This is a genomic window from Rhizobium sp. LjRoot98 (assembly GCF_964252935.1).
GTDB lineage: Bacteria > Pseudomonadota > Alphaproteobacteria > Rhizobiales > Rhizobiaceae > Pararhizobium.
On the sequence record NZ_CAXUPW020000001.1, the window covers coordinates 404,629 to 421,584 of the forward strand.

The window sequence follows — 16,956 nt, forward strand, 5'->3', positions numbered from 1 at the left end:
TCTGAATTTGGCTTACGCCTGCAGGACGACGACGCGGCCGCCGACGATTGCGCGCTCGTAGAGATCAACAACATCGTGGTTGAGCATGCGCACGCAGCCGCTCGACATCGCCTGGCCAATCGACCAGGGTTGTGTCGTACCGTGGATGCGGAACATCGTGTCGTTGCCATCCTGATACAGATAGATCGCCCGGGCGCCGAGCGGGTTGTTCGGGCCGCCAGGAACACCACCAGCATATTTGCGATTTTTGCCCGGATCGCGGCGGATCATGTTGTCGGTCGGCGTCCACGATGGCCATTCGGCCTTGCGGCCGATATAGGCAGACCCTGCCAGCGCATAACCGTTGCGGCCGACGCCGATGCCGTAGCGCATCGCCTGCCCGTCGCCGAGAATATAGTAGAGCCGCCTCGCCGGCGTATCGACGACAATGGTGCCGGCATCATGTTTCGTCGAATAGGCGACCTGCTGGCGGCGCAGTTCCGGCTTGACCTTTTCCAGCGGCATGGCCGGCATTGGAAACTTTTCGTCCGGTTTTGCAGCATAGTTGGCTGCATGGTTCGGTCCGTTGGTGGCGCAACCGGCAAGGAGAGCAGAAAAGCCGAGCAGCAGGCCACGGCGGGAGATCGACATCGTGTGTTTCCTTAAGATCCGGTTGATGCAACCGAAAATAGGGAAAACATGGTTAATGGCTGGTTAAGCGCGTTGAAGTTGTGCGCAATAGAAAAGGGCGGCAGGTTTTCGCCTGCCGCCCTTTTCATGCCATCGAGGCACCCACCTCACATATTCGGATAGACCGGGCCCTCGCCGCCCTGCGGCGGTACCCAGTTGATGTTCTGGTTGGGGTCCTTGATGTCGCACGTCTTGCAGTGGACGCAGTTCTGGGCGTTGATGACGTAGACATCCTGCCCATCCTTTTCCACCCATTCATAGACACCGGCCGGACAGTAGCGGGTCGAGGGGCCGGCATAGATATCGTGCTCGGACGATTTCTGCAGGGCCATATCCTTGACCTTCAGGTGCACCGGCTCGTTTTCCTCGTGATTGGTGTTCGACAGGAACACAGAGGAGAGACGGTCGAAGGTCAGAACACCATCCGGGCGCGGATACTCGATCTTCTTGTGCATCGACGCCGGCTCCAGCGACTGCGCGTCGGTCTTGCCATGCTTCAGCGTGCCGAAGAAGGAGAAGCCGAACAGCGTGTTGGTCCACATATCGAGCCCGCCGAGCGCCACACCGGCTGCCGTGCCAAGCTTCGACCACAGCGGCTTGACGTTGCGCACGCGCTTCAAGTCCTGGCCGATGGCGCTGTCGCGCCAGCCGTTCTCGATCTCGATCACTTCATCGTTGGCGCGCCCGGCGGCGATAGCATCCGACAGCTTTTCAGCGGCGAGGATGCCCGACAGAACGGCATTATGGCTGCCCTTGATACGCGGCACGTTGACGAAACCGGCCGAGCAGCCGATCAGCGCGCCGCCGGGGAAGGTCAGCTTCGGCACCGACTGGTAGCCACCCTCGGTGATGGCGCGGGCGCCGTAGGTCAGCCGCTTGCCGCCTTCGAAGGTGCCGCGAATGGCCGGATGCGTCTTGAAGCGCTGGAATTCCTCGAACGGATAGAGATAGGGGTTCTTGTAGTTGAGGTGCACGACGAAGCCGACGGCGACCAGATTGTCCTCAAGGTGATAGAGGAACGAGCCGCCACCCGTCTTCATGCCGAGCGGCCAGCCGAACGAGTGCTGGACGAGGCCTTGTTTATGGTTTTCCGGTTTGACCTGCCAGAGTTCCTTGATGCCGATGCCGAATTTTTGCGGCTCGCGGTCCTTCTGCAGGTCGAATTTCGAGATCAACTGCTTGGCGAGCGAACCCCGCACGCCCTCGCCGATCAGCGTGTATTTGCCGAGCAGTTCCATGCCGCGGGCAAAGTTGGGACCCGGCTCGCCGTTTTTCTCGACACCCATATCGCCGGTGGCGACGCCGATGACGGCGCCCTGATCGTTGTAAAGCACTTCAGTGGCAGCAAAGCCCGGATAGATTTCGACACCGAGCGCCTCGGCCTTTTCGGCCAGCCACCGACAGACGAGGCCAAGCGAGACGATGTAGTTGCCATGATTGTTCATCAGCGGCGGCATGGCAAAATTCGGCAGGCGGATGGAGCCGGCGGGACCAAGCAGCAGGAACTGGTCGTCCTTGACTTCGGTCTTGAAGGGATGCCCCTCTTCCTCGCGCCAGCCCGGCAGCAACCTGTCAATACCGATCGGATCGACAACGGCGCCCGACAGGATATGCGCCCCGACTTCGGCGCCCTTTTCCAGAACGACGACCGACAGATCCGGATTGACCTGCTTCAGACGGATAGCCGCCGCCAAACCGGCAGGCCCAGCGCCGACGATAACAACGTCGAATTCCATGCTTTCGCGCTCGGGCAGCTCATGTTTGTCGGTCATCTCTTCGTCTCCAGTCGCACCCGGCTATTTTGCACGGTTTTGTTCCCAATTCTTGACCTCCGTCATGGCAAATACGGCCGGACTTGTCGAGCCGGTCTGCGACGGCAGCCCAGCGCATTTGCGCATGAGGTCATGCCGCAGGATACAAACATATGACGTGAACGTAAACGTCAAAATACAAAAAGACTTCTTCCACTACCGGCCTTTCATCTTGCCTTGCTTTGGCCTTCGACCCATGCGAATACGCGCCCTCCAAATAACCAAGCCCTCCGCCACAAACCGCATACCGGCTGCCGTAAGGCATTCCGAGGCCGTGCGTGTAGGCGAGACGACTTCTGCCGCCAGCTGGCGGACACCCAAGACGGAGACTTTCATGGCCAAGGCACTCGGCTTCGATTTCGGCACGACCAATTCGGTGCTTGCCGCCTCAAAGGGCGACTCGACGCAGTCGCTCAGCTTTTCAAGCAAAGCCGGCACCACAGATTCGATGCGCACCGCGCTATCGTTCATGAAGCATGCACAGATGGGGGCCGCCGCAGTGAGCATCGAAGCGGGACAGGCGGCGATCCAGCAGTTCATCGACAATCCCGGCGAGGCGCGCTTCCTGCAGTCGATCAAGACCTTTGCCGCCAGCCCGCTGTTTCAAGGCACGCTGATCTTTGCCCGTCGCAACAGCTTTGAAGACCTGATGCGCGCCTTCCTTTCCCGTATCGCCGACTATGCCGGCGATGGCTGGCAGCAGGAGTACAAGCGCATCGTCGTCGGCCGGCCGGTTCGTTTTGCCGGAACCAGCCCGGACGAAAACCTGGCGCTCGAACGCTATGACCGCGCGCTATCTTCGTTCGATTTTCCCGAAGTCCACTATGTCTACGAGCCGGTGGCGGCGGCGTTTTACTTCGCCCAGAACCTGAAGAAGGATGCGACCGTGCTGGTGGCCGATTTCGGCGGCGGCACCACCGACTATTCGATCATCCGTTTCGAAAGCCATGCCGGCAAAATGACGGCGGTTCCGGTTGGCCATTCCGGCGTCGGCGTCGCCGGTGATCATTTCGACTTCCGCATCATCGACACGGTGGTTTCGCCGTTGATCGGCAAGGGCAGCCAGTTTAAGAGCTTCGACAAGCTGCTCGACGTGCCTTCCAGCTACTATGCCAATTTCGGCCGCTGGAACCAATTGTCGATCTTCAAGACGCTGAAGGATTTTACCGACCTGAAGCAGCTGGTACGCTCGGCCGTCGAGCCGGAAAAGCTTGAGGCCTTCGTTGATCTCGTCGATCACGACGAAGGTTATCCGCTCTACCAAGCGATTTCGGCCACCAAAATGAGGCTGTCACATGAGGAAGAGACCGAATTCTTCTTCAAGCCGCTCGGCGAAAAGAGCCGCCAGACCGTACGCCGCAGCGATTTCGAAAGCTGGATCGCACCGGACCTTGCCCGCATCGAGGAAGCACTGGACGAGGTGCTGGTCACCACCAACACGCCGGCTGATGGCATCGACAAGGTGTTTTTGACCGGGGGTACTTCGTTCGTACCGGCCATCCGGCGCATCTTTGAAGACCGCTTTGCCAGTGACCGGATCGAAAGCGGTGGCGAGCTTCTCTCCATTGCCCACGGGCTAGCGCTGATCGGCGAGCGCGACGATATCGAACGCTGGACGGCGATGGCGGCGTGATTGGTACCTCATCGTCTCCCCAGCGGGGAGAAGGTGGCCCGCAGGGCCGGATGAGGGGGAGCCAAACACGCGAGAACCGGCCGAACCGCCCCCTCATCGTCTCGCTTTGCTCGACACTTCTCCCCGCTGGGGAGAAGTGGGAGACTGCCGCTCTTTCGCCGGCATAAATCCATATTGCGTCCGCGATGGCCTTCCCTGCCCGCCCCCCCTTCTGTACAAGCAGACCATGATCTCCTGCGACACCATGAGTCCGGCCGAACTTGCCGCCCTTCTGCATTTTCATGCAGAATCCGGGGTCGAATGGATGCTGGAAGACGATCCGGTCGACCGGTTCGCCGAATTTGCTGAAGCGAAGGCGGCGCGCGGCAATGGCGCCTCGCAAGCCATGCAGCGAACGCAGACCTTGGAGCGCAGCGATGCGCCCGCCACACCGGTTGCCCGTGAGAACGGCAATCGCGCGACCGGCAAGGCTCCGGCCGCTCCTACCGCCACGCCACAAATGGCCATTCCCGACGAGCAGGCCATCGCCGAAGCCCGGTTTGCGGCTGAATCTGCCCGCTCCCTTGATGAACTCAAGAGCGCCATGGAAGCCTTTTCCGGCTGCAATCTGCGCAACAGCGCTCGCAACATGGTGTTTGCCGACGGCAACCCCGCGTCCGGCATTCTGGTGATCGGCCCGGTGCCAAACGGCGACGACGACCGCGAGGGCGTTCCATTTTCGGGCAAGCAGGGCCAGATGCTCGAACGCATGCTGGCCGCCATCGGGCTCGATCGGACATCCGTGCTTTTGACCAATGTCATTCCGTGGCGGCCGCCGGGAAACCGCCCGCCCTCGCCGCGCGAAACCGATATCTGCCGCCCCTTCATCGAACGGCAGATCGCGCTCAGCGAACCGCGCCACCTGTTGATCCTCGGCAATTTTGCCGCCCGTTTCTTCTTCGGCGGCAACGAGATGATCCATCACATGCGGGGCGAATGGCGCGACATTCAAATTGGCAATGCCACGGTCCCGGCCCTGGCCACCCTGCATCCGCAGGACCTGACCTCGGCCCCGGCCAGCAAGCGGCTCGCCTGGCAGGATCTGCTGGCCTTTCGCGCCCGGATTCGTGGTTAAGAGCGCCTGAACCCGACGCCTGCCCGAAACATGAACAAACGATGAAAAAAGCCATGCGGATTGCGCATACCAGCAACGCGAACGCGTCCGTTGCGGAATTGATGTTGCAGTGCAATATAGAACGACGGGAGGACTGGAATAAGGAATTGAACCATGACGACCCGTTTTCGCCCTTTGCATTCGAGCTTTGAAACGCTCCGCCATGCCGGCTCGGCGCTGCGCACGCCGTTCAACAGCTTCGGCTCGGCAGCCAACGAACAGATGACCGCTGCAGGCTACGGCCACAAGACACGCCCGGCCCAGATCTTCGCGGAATTCATCCAGCGTTGATTTTTAACGGTCTGCGCAGCCGCGCTCGCCTCTGCCTGGATTAACAGACCAAAGATGAAAGGAATCCGATCATGACAGCATCCATCCGCTCGCTCCGGGTTCTGATCGCCGATATCGGCACCGCCGTGCGCGCCTCCGGCGAATATAGCCGTTTGAGCCGTGAAGCCCCGGCTGCCAATGCCGACCGTCATGCGGTCAGCGCCTTCCTGCCGAAGTAAATCGCTGGCTTCCGGCCGCCCTGCGGCCACATCTCCTCTTCTGCGCCAAGCCTTGTCGCAATCGACAGCGTCAGCAAAACTGGATAGAGCGACACTCGTTCTTTGATTCCAACAGCGGCGTGTCGGGCACCGGTTTTCAAGCGCGCAATCCGCTCCAACATTTTCAGCGTTTCTCCTGAGGCTTGTGCGTCACAGGCACCCCGGCAGATCCGTACCCGGAGCCTTCATGCTGGCAAGCCTCAGATCCGTGTTCAGCCTGATGCTTTCGACGCTGCTGATGATGGTCGGCTTCGGGCTGGCGAGCTATGTCTTGCCAGTACGGTCGGTGACCGAGGGCTGGTCGACGCTGACCATTTCGCTGATCGCAACCGGCTATACGCTGGGCTTTACAATCTCCTGCATCATCACCCCGAAATTCGTTCTGCGCGTCGGCCATGTACGGGTATTTGCAGCGCTGATCACGCTGCTGAGCATCGCCATTCTGATGTGCGGGCTGGTGGTCGACTGGCGGTCCTGGATCCTGTTTCGCGCCATTTCCGGCTTTGCGATTTCAGGCAGCTACCTGGTGATCGAAAGCTGGCTGAACGAACGGGTGACCAATGAAAACCGCGGCATGCTGTTTTCGCTGTACCTGATCACCACCATGGTCGGCACCATCGGCGGGCAATATCTGGTGCCGCTTGGCGATCCGACGAATTCGTCGCTGTTCATTCTGTGTGGCGTGCTGTTCTCGCTGGCGCTGTTGCCAACGGCGCTGTCCTCGTCCGCGATGCCTGCCCCGCCGTCACAGGCCAAGTTCGATGTGCCGGGACTCTATCGCCGCTCGCCGGTTGCCGTCGTCGGCGCATTTCTTGCCGGTGCCATGTCCGGCGCCTGGCTCAATCTCGGCGGCGTCTTTACCCAGAAGATCGGCCTTTCCACCGCCGAAGGCGCAACGCTGCTGGCTGCCCTTCTTGCTGGCAGCGCCGTCTCGCAAATCCCGATCGGGCGAACGTCCGACCGGATCGACCGGCGCATTGTCATGGTCGGCTGCGGTATCGTCGGCGTTATCTCCTGCCTTGCGATGGTCGCCTTCGTCGGTTCCAGCCCGCTGGTACTCTATGTCATCGCGGCTTTTGTCGGTTCAGTTCTGTTTCCGATCTATGCGCTGAATGTCGCCCATGCCAACGACCTTGCCCGGCCGAACGAATATGTCGAGGTCTCCTCCGGCATGATGATCACCTATGGCATCGGTACCATTTCCGGCCCGCTGATGGTGGGGCCGGTGATGGACCGTTTCGGCCCGCCATCGCTGTTCATGGTTCTGGCCGTCTATTTCGCACTCTACGCCGCCTATGCCGCTTGGCGCATTGCCCAGCGCGGCCATACGGACGGGCTCGTTTCCAAGACGGACTTCCAGGCCAATACCGTGCCGACGCCGGGGACTGAGGCCGTCAACGCAATGAACCAGGCTGTGCGGCCGGCCGACCTGATCGAGGACGACACCGCCCCGACGGCCGCGCCCTGATCATTCGGGCAATGTGTCACCCCTGCGGGGTGATATGCTTGCGCGCGCCCCGGCGCTCGAGACCGAGCTGGTGTTCACGGAAAATGATGAAGATGCCGGCACCGACGACGATCGCCGTGCCGACCAGCATGACGCCTGTCGGCACCTCGTCGAACAGGAAATAGCCGATCAGCAGCCCGAGCAGGATCGAGGTATATTCGAACGGCGCAATCGTCGACATGTCGGCATAACGATAGCTCTGCGTCAGAAGAATTTGCGCAACGCCACCACAGAAACCCGCTCCCATCAAAAGCAGAAACGAACTCAGCGGCAACGGCTCCCAGCCGAACGGAAGCGTCAGCAGCGAGAAACAGGAGGCCGAGAGGGAGAAATACAACACGATCGTGTGGGTCTTTTCCTTGGCGATCAGCTTGCGCACCAGCACCATGGCGATTGCGCCGAGCGCGGCCGAGAGAAGCACGGCCAGCGCACCGAGCGCCTCCTGCGAGCCAAACCCGCCATCGCGCAGCAGCGTTACCCTCGGCCATGTGATGATCATCACCCCCACCAGCCCGATCAGGACGGCAGACCAGCGATAGACCCGTACGGTTTCCTTGAGAAACACCGCTGCGAAGACGACGGCCAGCAGCGGCATGGCATAGCCGATCGCAATCGCTTCGGGCAGTGGCAGGTGCACCAGACCGTAAAACCCAAAGCTCATCGCCAGGATGCCGATGAAGCCGCGTGCCAGATGGCCGAAAATATCCTTGGTGTGGAAAGCCGTGCGCAGATGTCCCTTGACGGCGAGATAGCCGAGGATCGGCACCATCGCGAAAGCCGAGCGGTAGAAGGTAATCTGGCCGGTGGCGATCTCCGTTCCCGCCGCCTTGATCAGCGTCGACATGCAGACGAAGACCAGCACGGACAGAACCTTGAGGGTAATGCCCTTCATCGGGTGGGGGAATTCGGAATCCATGCGGGTCGCACTCATCGGACTGAGGGCAGCGGGCCGGAAATCAAGGGAAACGACAGGCTGCGGGAAAAATATGCGACCGGAGAATCCGTCGCTTGGGCCCCGTCACCTTAACCCGCGATATTCGAAAGAGGCATCAATTTTCGTGATGGGTAGCGGAAATATTTGATGCGTCGATGGCGATACCCTAGTCTCGAGCGGAATGGGCAAGCAGAAACGCCGCCAAGCAATCCGACAGCCGAAACTGCACTCCTGCACCAAGAAGACTGGTAGCGGGCTGTAAAAATCCGAAACCTGTGCCAAAAATACACGACTGGTTTAAATATTGTTAGGGCGAATTTCGTAAGTCTCTGAACAAGCAAGGAATGGGACAGATCACACTTGCCGGAAAACGGCATATGTCAGCGAAAAGAACCGCCTTGCGATCACACCGGAAGCTTCGCATCTTCTGCGCAGCCTCTTCATCGAGACAAGCCTCATCGCCAGCGTCTGGACGCAGCGGATGATGCAAGCGGGACAAACAATGCGGACAGATACGGGCGCGATCATTCATCTGGAAGACTACCGGCCGACGGATTTTGTCCTCGAGAGGGTGGACCTCACCTTCGAACTCGATCCTACCGAAACCAAGGTCGAAGCCCGGCTGATCTTCCACCGTCGTGAGGGGGTAAGCGCCGATGCGCCGCTGATCCTCGACGGCGACGAACTGAAGATGACGGGCCTGTTGCTTGACCAGGTGGAGATTCCGGCTGCGAACTACGATGCGGCGGACGATACGCTGACGATCCGCGGCCTTCCGGCAACGGTACCCTTCGAGGTAACGATCACCACCGAGATCAATCCGGAGGCCAACACCACGCTGATGGGTCTCTACCGCACAAACAATGTCTATTGCACACAGTGCGAAGCCGAAGGCTTCCGGCGCATCACCTATTTCCCGGACCGCCCGGATGTGCTTGCCGTCTACACGGTCAACATCATCGCCGACAAGGCGACCGCGCCGCTGCTGCTCTCCAACGGCAACCATCTCGGTGGCGCCGGTATGGGCGACGGCCGCCATTTCGCTGCCTGGTTCGATCCGCACCCGAAGCCAAGCTATCTGTTCGCGTTGGTCGCCGGCGATCTGGGAGTGGTGGAAGACACTTTCACAACCATGTCCGGCCGCGAAGTCACGCTGAAAATCTATGTCGAACACGGAAAAGAGCCGCGTGCATCTTACGCAATGGATGCGCTGAAGCGCTCAATGAAGTGGGACGAGGAACGGTTCGGACGCGAATACGATCTCGATATCTTCATGATTGTCGCCGTGTCTGATTTCAACATGGGCGCCATGGAAAACAAGGGACTAAACGTCTTCAACGACAAGTATGTCCTTGCCGATCCGGAAACAGCGACCGATGCCGACTACGCCAATATCGAGGCGATTATCGCGCACGAATATTTCCACAACTGGACCGGCAACCGCATTACCTGCCGCGACTGGTTCCAGCTCTGCCTGAAGGAAGGTCTGACGGTCTATCGCGACCACGAATTCTCGGCCGACCAGCGTTCGCGCACCGTCAAACGCATCGCCGAAGTCCGGCATCTGAAAGCCGAGCAGTTTCCGGAAGATGCCGGTCCGCTTGCGCACCCGGTTCGCCCGACAAAATTCAGGGAAATCAACAACTTCTATACGACGACCGTCTACGAAAAGGGTTCCGAAGTCACCCGGATGATCGCCACCCTGCTCGGTGCTGATCTCTTCAAGCAGGGCATGGATCTCTATTTCGACCGCCACGACGGACAGGCCGTGACCATCGAGGATTTCGTTGCCTGCTTTGCGGAGGTGAGTAAGCGCGACCTCACCCAGTTTTCACTCTGGTACCATCAGGCGGGCACGCCGCTGGTCAGCGCCTCGACGGCCTATGACGCCGCCAAGCAGACATTGACGCTGTCGCTGGAACAGATGGTGCCGCCGACCCCCGGCCAAAGCGCCAAGGAGCCGATGTATATCCCCTTGCGTATCGGGCTCCTGCTGGAGGATGGCTCAGAAGCCAACGTCACCTCCGTCACCGGCGCCGAGATGACCGGTGACGTGCTGCATCTCATCGAGCGCAATCAGACGGTCGTGTTCGGTGGCATCACGTCACGCCCAGTCCTGTCGTTGAACCGTGGGTTTTCGACGCCGATCAACCTGCATTTCGAGCAGACGGCCTCTGATCGCGCCCACATCGCCAAACATGAGAGCGATCTGTTTGCCCGCTGGCAGGCCCTGAACGATCTTGCCTTGCCCAATCTCGTCGCTGCCACAGCCAGCGCCAAGGCAGATGAACCGGTTCAATGCGACGCCGCCCTGATCGATGCCCTGCTTGCGGCCGCCGCCGACGGTGATCTTGAACCTGCCTTCAGAGCGCAGGCGCTGGCACTGCCGAGCGAAGCCGATATCGCCCGCGAAATCGGCGGAAACAACGACCCGGACGCGATCCACGTCGGACGCCAGCAGATCATGGTGGCGATCGCCACGGCCGGTCAGGCCATTTTCGAAAAGCTCGCAGACGAGATGATCGTCTCCGGCCCGTTCAGCCCGGATGCGGCAAGCGCCGGACGCCGGGCACTGCGCAACACCGCCCTCTCCTACCTCGTTTATGCCGAAAACGAACCCACTCGGGCAGTCGCCGCGTTCAAGTCCGCCAACAACATGACGGATTTGAGCCAGGCCTTGACAATCCTTGCACACCGGTTCCCGGACGCTGCCGAAACGGCGGATGCCTTGGCTGCGTTCAAGGCCCGGTTCGCCGGAAATGCGCTGGTGATCGACAAGTGGTTCACCATCCAGGCAACCATTCCGGGCGAAGCCGCGCTTGCCCGCGTCAAGGTCTTGATGGCCGACCCGCTGTTCAACGGCTCCAACCCGAACCGGGTGCGTGCACTCGTCGGCACATTTGCCTTTTCGAACCCGACCGGCTTCAACCGCGCTGATGGCGAAGGTTACCGGTTCCTGGCGCGCCAGATTCTCGACATCGATCCGCGCAATCCGCAACTGGCAGCCCGCATCCTAACCTCGATGCGGTCGTGGCGCTCGCTGGAATCCGGCCGCGCCGATCACGCCCGCAACGCGCTGCGTGAAATCGCGGCTGCAGCGAAACTGTCAGCCGATGTCAGCGACATCGTCGAGCGCATGCTCAAGGGATAGGAAATAGCAACCGGAAATGATTGGAAAACCCCGTAAGCGCGGGGTTTTTTCGTTTCTGCCGTGGCGCCAAAGCCAATAGTGCAATTTTCCCATGACGATAAATGGTTAACAAACTTTTACGTTTTCCTCTGGACAAGGCGAATCACAATTGATTCATTGGGTCAGGTTCAAGCGAGCGGCGCTTCGAATCACATGAGGGTTTACAGAATTGACGAAGATGGCGGAAGCGCAGCGGGGACGCGCAGCCGGTGAGCGGTTGCGTCCCAGATTTCCGGGTTTTTCACGCCTGGAACGGGACGTTATCCAGCACGCACGGATTTTTACCGAGCCGGCAGTGCGCCGTCTTGCGGGCGCCGAGCCATTGCTCAAGCGTTCGATCCCGATCCTGATCACCGCGTTTCTTCTCGTCGTTGCCATTTCCCGCATCAACGGCATCATGGTCGAATATGCCCGCATGGAGGCAAGCGCGCGCCAGGTCACCGTCCTTGCTGCGGCCACCGCCAGTGCCGCTCTTCAGGAAAACGGCGTTGCCCTGTTCGACAAGGCGCAAAAGTGGGATGTCGAGCAGCGGTTGAATGCGGTCCTTTCGCCCGACATGCTCGAAAATGGTGCCTTTGTTCTCACCGTGCGCAATGACGGCCGAATTTTCGCCAGCTCTCCGGAGGGCGCGGCCTACACGGGACGCACGCTGAACGCTGTGGCGCCGGAAGTCGCCGCTTTCCAGTATTTTGGTGAACGTTCGACAGTGATGAAAACCTTCATCGGCGGTACGGAGCATACCGTCGCGATGATGCAGGTGCCCGGCGGCGCGGGAACGCTGTTGGTCGCCACACCGCTGGCAGGCATCCAAAAGCTATGGCGGGATGAAGTCTCGCTCAACGTCACCCTTTTTGCCGGAATCTCGGCAATCCTGCTGATCGTTCTCTATGCCTATTATATCCAGGCCAAACGCGCCCGTGATGCCGACCAGATTTTCGCGGAATCCAACCTGCGCGTCGAAACCGCCTTGTCGCGGGGGCGCTGCGGCCTTTGGGATTTCGACATGCCCAACCGCCGGCTTTTCTGGTCGCGCTCGATGTATGAAATGCTCGGCATGCCGCCGCAGAGCAATGTCCTGTCGTTCGGCGACGCGGCGCGGCTGATGCACCCGGATGACGGCAGCATCTACAAGGTCGCCCGCACCATCGCCAGGGGCGATGCCCGCCAGATCGACCAAATCTTCCGGATGCGCCATGCCGATGGCCATTATGTCTGGATGCGCGCCCGCGCCCAGGTCATCCGCACCGCCTCCGGCCGCGTGCACCTGATCGGCATCGCCATGGATGTTACCGAGCAGCATCGCCTGGCTCAACGCTATGCGGAAGCTGACCAGCGGCTCGCCGATGCGATCGAATGCACGTCCGAGGCCTTTGTGCTCTGGGACAAGAACGACCGGCTGGTGATGTGCAACACCCATTATCAGCAGGCCTACAAGCTGCCCGACCGGGTTCTGGTTGCCGGCACGGAGCGTTCCGTCGTCAACGCCGCATCCGCCCGTCCGATCATCGAGCGGCGCATTGCCGATCCCGACCGGTCCAATCAATCACAGACTTCGGAAGTGCAACTCGCCGACCAGCGCTGGCTGCAGATCAACGACCGGCGAACCCGTGACGGTGGCCTGGTATCGGTCGGCACCGACATTACCCTGCTGAAACGCCACCAGGTGCGCCTGCGCGAATCCGAGCGGCGCCTGATGGCGACCATCGGCGACCTGTCGACGTCTCGCATCACCCTGGAACGCCAGAAGGCCGAACTCTCCGTCGCCAACTCCAATTATCAGGCAGAGAAAGAACGCGCGGAAGCAGCCAACCGGGCCAAGTCCGAATTCCTCGCCAACATGTCGCACGAGCTGCGAACCCCGCTGAACGCCATTCTGGGCTTTTCGGAAATCCTGCAGAACCAGATGTTCGGCCCGCTCGGTTCGGAAAAATACGACGAATACTCCCACGATATCCATGACAGCGGCAAACATCTGCTCAACGTCATCAACGACATCCTCGACATGTCGAAGATCGAGGCCGGCCAGATGAAGATCAACCGCGAGACGATAGATCTCGCCCCGCTGATCGAGGAAACCCTGCGTTTCACCACCATCCCGGCACAGCAGAAGAACATCTGCGTCGATCAGCAGATTTCCTCCGGTCTGACGATCACCGCCGACCGCCGCGCCATGAAGCAGGTCCTGCTCAACCTGTTGTCCAACGCCGTCAAATTCACCAACGAGGGCGGAAAGATCTCGCTGCGCGCCCGCAAGGTCGCCGGTGCTGTGACGCTGACCATCGCAGATACCGGCATCGGCATACCGCGCCTGGCATTGGAGAAAATCGGCCAGCCCTTCGAACAGGTGCAGAGCCAGTACGCCAAGAGCAAGGGGGGCTCCGGCCTTGGTCTGGCCATCTCGCGTTCATTGACCCACCTGCATGGCGGCGCGATGAAGATCCACTCCCAGGAAAATGTCGGCACGATCATTTCGCTGCGCATCCCCGACACGGCCCCACGCGCCGTGTCGGAGGCCAAGGCCACACTGGCCGTGGCGTAGCCTTTCAGGGCTTGACGGTTGTTTGAAATATCCGGCGCACCGCCTTCGAAAGGCGCCGGATATCAGCTTCCAGCACCTTGATATCCGGCGCATCCCCTGCCCGGCATAAAAGCTCGATCAGCCCGGCCGGCGCATCCTTCAGTTCCAGATCACCTTCGATGCACAGGCGCACGATCTGGGAAAGATCCGTGAACAGCGCCAGCGCCTCCTGCACGGTATCGAGATCGGCAGGTGCAATCAAAGCCGGGCCAAGCAGCGCCAGGACATCGGCCGTTGATGTGCCGCTCGACGGCGGTGCGACGCCACGCGCCGGAGCGATCAGCGCAAGATATTGGGCGATGAACTCGATATCGACCAGTCCGCCGGGAATGAGCTTGAAATCCCAGACATCGCTTGGCGGCTTTTCCTTGTCGATCAACCCCCGCATCTCGGCGACATCGGCAGTCACCTTTGCCAGATCCCGGCTTTGACCGAGCACTTCCTTGAAAATCCCGCCGACGTCGGCGATCAGGCTTTCCTCGCCACACAGCGCCCGCGCCCGTGTCAGCGCCATGTGCTCCCACGTCCAGGCTTCCTCGCGCTGGTACTTTGCAAAAGCGTTGATGCGGGTGGCGACAGGCCCCTTGTTGCCGGAAGGGCGCAGCCGCATGTCGACCTCGTAGAGCACGCCTTCGGCGGTGGGAGCGGACAGCGCCGAGATCAGTCGCTGCGTGATGCGGGTGAAATAGCGGACAGAATCGAGCGGCTTGGCGCCATCGGATTCACCCGCAGCGTCATCGTAATCGTAAAGCAGGATGATATCGACATCCGACCCGGCCGTCAGCTCATGGCTGCCGAGCTTGCCCATGCCGATAACAGCGACGCGGCCGCCGGGGAATTTGCCATGCGCCGCTTCCACCTCACGTAAGACGGCGTCCAGTGCGGCGGTCAGGATCAGGTCGGCCAGATCGGTAAACGCATGCCCCGCCTGGACACCGGTGATGACGCCGGTCAGCAGCCGGATACCGATCAGGAACCGTTGCTCGGAGGCAATGATCCGCAAACGGTCGAGGATCTCCTCATAGTGCCGAGCGGTTGCCAGAAAGCCCTTGATCCGCTCGGCCAGATAATCCCGCGTCGGCAGTTCGGCGAGAAGCCGGGGATCGAGCATGCCATCGAACACATGCGGCTTGCTGGCGATGATATCGGCCAGCCGTGGCGCTGAGGACATGATATTGACAATCAGCGACAGAAGCCCGGGATTGTTGCCAAGCAGCGAAAACAGCTGGATACCGGCCGGCAGCCCGGCAATAAACTGGTCGAAGCGCAACAGGGCGTCATCGGCACGCTTGTTCTGCCCGAACACACGCAAAAGCTCCGGCGTCAGCTCGGTTAGCCGCTCGCGCGCCTCCACCGATTGCGTCGCCCGATAGCGCCCGTAATGCCAGGTCCGGATGGTGCGGGAAATGTCCTGCGGCCGGTCGAAACCAAGCTTTTTCAGTGTCTCCAGCGTATCCGGGTCATCTCTCTGCCCGGTAAAGACCAGATTTCCGGTTTCGGTTGAGAGCTTGGCTTCCTGCTCGAACAGTTGCGCATAACGACGCTCCACCGTCTTGAGTGTTCGCGACAGTTCGGCCGAAAACGCCGGGACATCGGCAAAGCCCATCATGTAGGCGATGCGTTTCAGTTCGGCATCGGTGGTTGGCAAAACATGCGTCTGCTCATCGCGCACCATCTGCACCCGGTGCTCGACATCGCGCAGGAACCAGTAGGCGGAAATCAGCTCCTCGGCGGTTTCCCCATCGATCCAGTTGGCCCGTGCCAAGCCGTGCAGCATCGGCTCGGTGGCGCGCAGCCGCAGTTCCTGCATGCGGCCGCCGGCGATCAATTGCTGCGTCTGGACGAAGAATTCAATTTCCCGGATGCCGCCGCGGCCAAGCTTGATATTATGGCCTTTGACGGCGATCTCGCCATGCCCCTTATGGGCATGAATCTGCCGCTTGATCGAATGGATGTCGGCAATCGCCGCATAGTCGAGATATTTGCGGAACATGAACGGCGTCAGTTCCCGCAGGAAGGCATCCCCTGCCTTGAGGTCGCCGGCCACCGGCCGCGCCTTAATGAAGGCCGCCCTCTCCCAGTTTTGGCCCCGGCTTTCATAATAGAGCATCGCCGCCTCGACCGGGATAGCAAGCGGCGTCGCACCGGGATCAGGACGCAGGCGCAGGTCGGTGCGGAATACATAGCCGTCGCCAGTGCGTTCCTGCAGGATGCGGATCAGGCGGCGCAGCAAACGGGCGAATGTCTCCGGCGCGTCGTCGCGGGACGTGATCAGCGGCGCCTGCGGCTCATAAAAGACCACGAGGTCGATATCTGACGAATAATTCAGCTCGAAAGCGCCGAGCTTTCCCATGCCAAGCACGACCACACCCGACCGGTCACTCGGATGCGCGGTATCGACGACATTCAGCTTGCCTGCGTCATGGGCGCTCAAAAGCAGATGATCGATGGTGGCCGATACCGAAGCACCGGCAAAATCGCTCAGCCAGCGCGTGGTCTCACGGGCATCGAAAAGGCGCGAAAGGTCGGCAAGGGCAATCGCAAAGGCAATATCCCGCTTGGCCTGCCGCAAACGCGTCATGATCTCGGCATCCGGCACGGATTTTCCGGCGTCGGCACCTTTCCAGGCATCCCGCGCCGTCTGGATGCACGTTTCCAGATAGGGGATCAAAGGCCCGGCAAGCGCCTGCACAAGCACCTGCGGATGCGAAACAGCCGTGTCCCGCAGATAAGGCGAGAGCGACAGCGCCGCGACGATGAAATCCTTGAGTGGTGTTTCCGCAGCCAGAAGATCGGCAATCTGCGGATGGCTCTTTGCAATATCCTTGAGGCTTGAAAGCACGGACTTCGCATCCGTCTGGCTCATCGGCCGCAGCGCACATGTGCCGATATCCGATAGCCGCCGCATATCCGTCTGCATATTGGTCTCTCCC

Annotated in this window: 11 protein-coding genes; 7 read left to right on the forward strand and 4 right to left on the reverse strand. The window is 60.5% G+C overall.

Annotated features, from left to right (window positions below):
* Positions 1 to 12: 12 nt before the first annotated feature.
* Together ACSQ3J_RS02010 and ACSQ3J_RS02015 are read right to left on the reverse strand one after the other, a co-directional pair.
* Positions 13 to 630 (reverse strand): L,D-transpeptidase, encoded by a 618-nt coding sequence (locus ACSQ3J_RS02010; RefSeq protein WP_060503633.1) that lies wholly within the window; start codon positions 628 to 630, stop codon positions 13 to 15.
* Between the two features lie 146 nt (positions 631 to 776).
* Entirely contained in the window at positions 777 to 2,441 is a 1,665-nt protein-coding gene (locus tag ACSQ3J_RS02015) for an electron transfer flavoprotein-ubiquinone oxidoreductase (RefSeq protein WP_060503634.1), read from the reverse strand.
* A 373-nt stretch (positions 2,442 to 2,814) separates the two neighbouring features.
* On the opposite strand from ACSQ3J_RS02015, the gene ACSQ3J_RS02020 reads away from it, so the two are divergent.
* The 5 genes from ACSQ3J_RS02020 (at position 2,815) to ACSQ3J_RS02040 (ending at position 7,282) form a co-directional block, all read left to right on the forward strand.
* Positions 2,815 to 4,113, forward strand: a complete 1,299-nt coding sequence (locus ACSQ3J_RS02020) for an Hsp70 family protein (RefSeq protein ID WP_060503635.1) — start codon at positions 2,815 to 2,817, stop codon at positions 4,111 to 4,113.
* A 226-nt stretch (positions 4,114 to 4,339) separates the two neighbouring features.
* Entirely contained in the window at positions 4,340 to 5,227 is an 888-nt protein-coding gene (locus tag ACSQ3J_RS02025) for a uracil-DNA glycosylase (protein WP_060503636.1), read from the forward strand.
* Positions 5,228 to 5,380: 153 nt separating this feature from the next.
* Entirely contained in the window at positions 5,381 to 5,557 is a 177-nt protein-coding gene (locus ACSQ3J_RS02030; protein ID WP_112834538.1) for a hypothetical protein, read from the forward strand.
* Between the two features lie 71 nt (positions 5,558 to 5,628).
* Positions 5,629 to 5,775, forward strand: a complete 147-nt coding sequence (locus ACSQ3J_RS02035) for a hypothetical protein (protein WP_164491952.1) — start codon at positions 5,629 to 5,631, stop codon at positions 5,773 to 5,775.
* 226 nt (positions 5,776 to 6,001) lie between these two features.
* A complete protein-coding gene (locus ACSQ3J_RS02040; RefSeq protein WP_436038585.1) occupies positions 6,002 to 7,282 on the forward strand; it encodes an MFS transporter in 1,281 nt (426 codons plus the stop codon).
* 16 nt (positions 7,283 to 7,298) lie between these two features.
* On the opposite strand, the gene ACSQ3J_RS02045 is transcribed toward ACSQ3J_RS02040, so the two are convergent.
* Positions 7,299 to 8,237, reverse strand: a complete 939-nt coding sequence (locus tag ACSQ3J_RS02045; protein WP_060503639.1) for a DMT family transporter — start codon at positions 8,235 to 8,237, stop codon at positions 7,299 to 7,301.
* Positions 8,238 to 8,757: 520 nt separating this feature from the next.
* On the opposite strand from ACSQ3J_RS02045, the gene pepN reads away from it, so the two are divergent.
* Both pepN and ACSQ3J_RS02055 read left to right on the forward strand, forming a co-directional pair.
* Positions 8,758 to 11,406 carry an aminopeptidase N gene (gene pepN / locus ACSQ3J_RS02050; protein WP_436038587.1) on the forward strand — a complete coding sequence of 883 codons (2,649 nt, stop codon included), beginning with the start codon at positions 8,758 to 8,760 and terminating at the stop codon, positions 11,404 to 11,406.
* A 208-nt stretch (positions 11,407 to 11,614) separates the two neighbouring features.
* The gene (locus ACSQ3J_RS02055; RefSeq protein ID WP_060503641.1) at positions 11,615 to 13,984 is read left to right on the forward strand and encodes a PAS domain-containing sensor histidine kinase; all 2,370 of its coding nucleotides are present in this window, start codon (positions 11,615 to 11,617) and stop codon (positions 13,982 to 13,984) included.
* A gap of 4 nt (positions 13,985 to 13,988) precedes the next feature.
* Here the strand turns inward: ACSQ3J_RS02055 and ACSQ3J_RS02060 are convergent, their stop codons facing one another.
* On the reverse strand, positions 13,989 to 16,943 hold the full coding sequence (locus tag ACSQ3J_RS02060; protein WP_060503642.1) for a bifunctional [glutamine synthetase] adenylyltransferase/[glutamine synthetase]-adenylyl-L-tyrosine phosphorylase: 2,955 nt from the start codon (positions 16,941 to 16,943) through the stop codon (positions 13,989 to 13,991).
* Between the last annotated feature and the right edge of the window lie 13 nt (positions 16,944 to 16,956).

Excerpts from the sequence above, each read along its gene's own strand:
- ACSQ3J_RS02060 (WP_060503642.1), bottom strand. The coding sequence starts at position 16,943 with ATGCAGACGGATATGCGGCGGCTATCGGATATCGGCACATGTGCGCTG.
- ACSQ3J_RS02020 (WP_060503635.1), top strand. The coding sequence starts at position 2,815 with ATGGCCAAGGCACTCGGCTTCGATTTCGGCACGACCAATTCGGTGCTT.
- pepN (WP_436038587.1), top strand. The coding sequence starts at position 8,758 with ATGCGGACAGATACGGGCGCGATCATTCATCTGGAAGACTACCGGCCG.
- ACSQ3J_RS02040 (WP_436038585.1), top strand. The coding sequence starts at position 6,002 with ATGCTGGCAAGCCTCAGATCCGTGTTCAGCCTGATGCTTTCGACGCTG.
- ACSQ3J_RS02045 (WP_060503639.1), bottom strand. The coding sequence starts at position 8,237 with ATGGATTCCGAATTCCCCCACCCGATGAAGGGCATTACCCTCAAGGTT.
- ACSQ3J_RS02015 (WP_060503634.1), bottom strand. The coding sequence starts at position 2,441 with ATGACCGACAAACATGAGCTGCCCGAGCGCGAAAGCATGGAATTCGAC.
- ACSQ3J_RS02025 (WP_060503636.1), top strand. The coding sequence starts at position 4,340 with ATGATCTCCTGCGACACCATGAGTCCGGCCGAACTTGCCGCCCTTCTG.
- ACSQ3J_RS02035 (WP_164491952.1), top strand. The coding sequence starts at position 5,629 with ATGACAGCATCCATCCGCTCGCTCCGGGTTCTGATCGCCGATATCGGC.
- ACSQ3J_RS02010 (WP_060503633.1), bottom strand. The coding sequence starts at position 630 with ATGTCGATCTCCCGCCGTGGCCTGCTGCTCGGCTTTTCTGCTCTCCTT.
- ACSQ3J_RS02030 (WP_112834538.1), top strand. The coding sequence starts at position 5,381 with ATGACGACCCGTTTTCGCCCTTTGCATTCGAGCTTTGAAACGCTCCGC.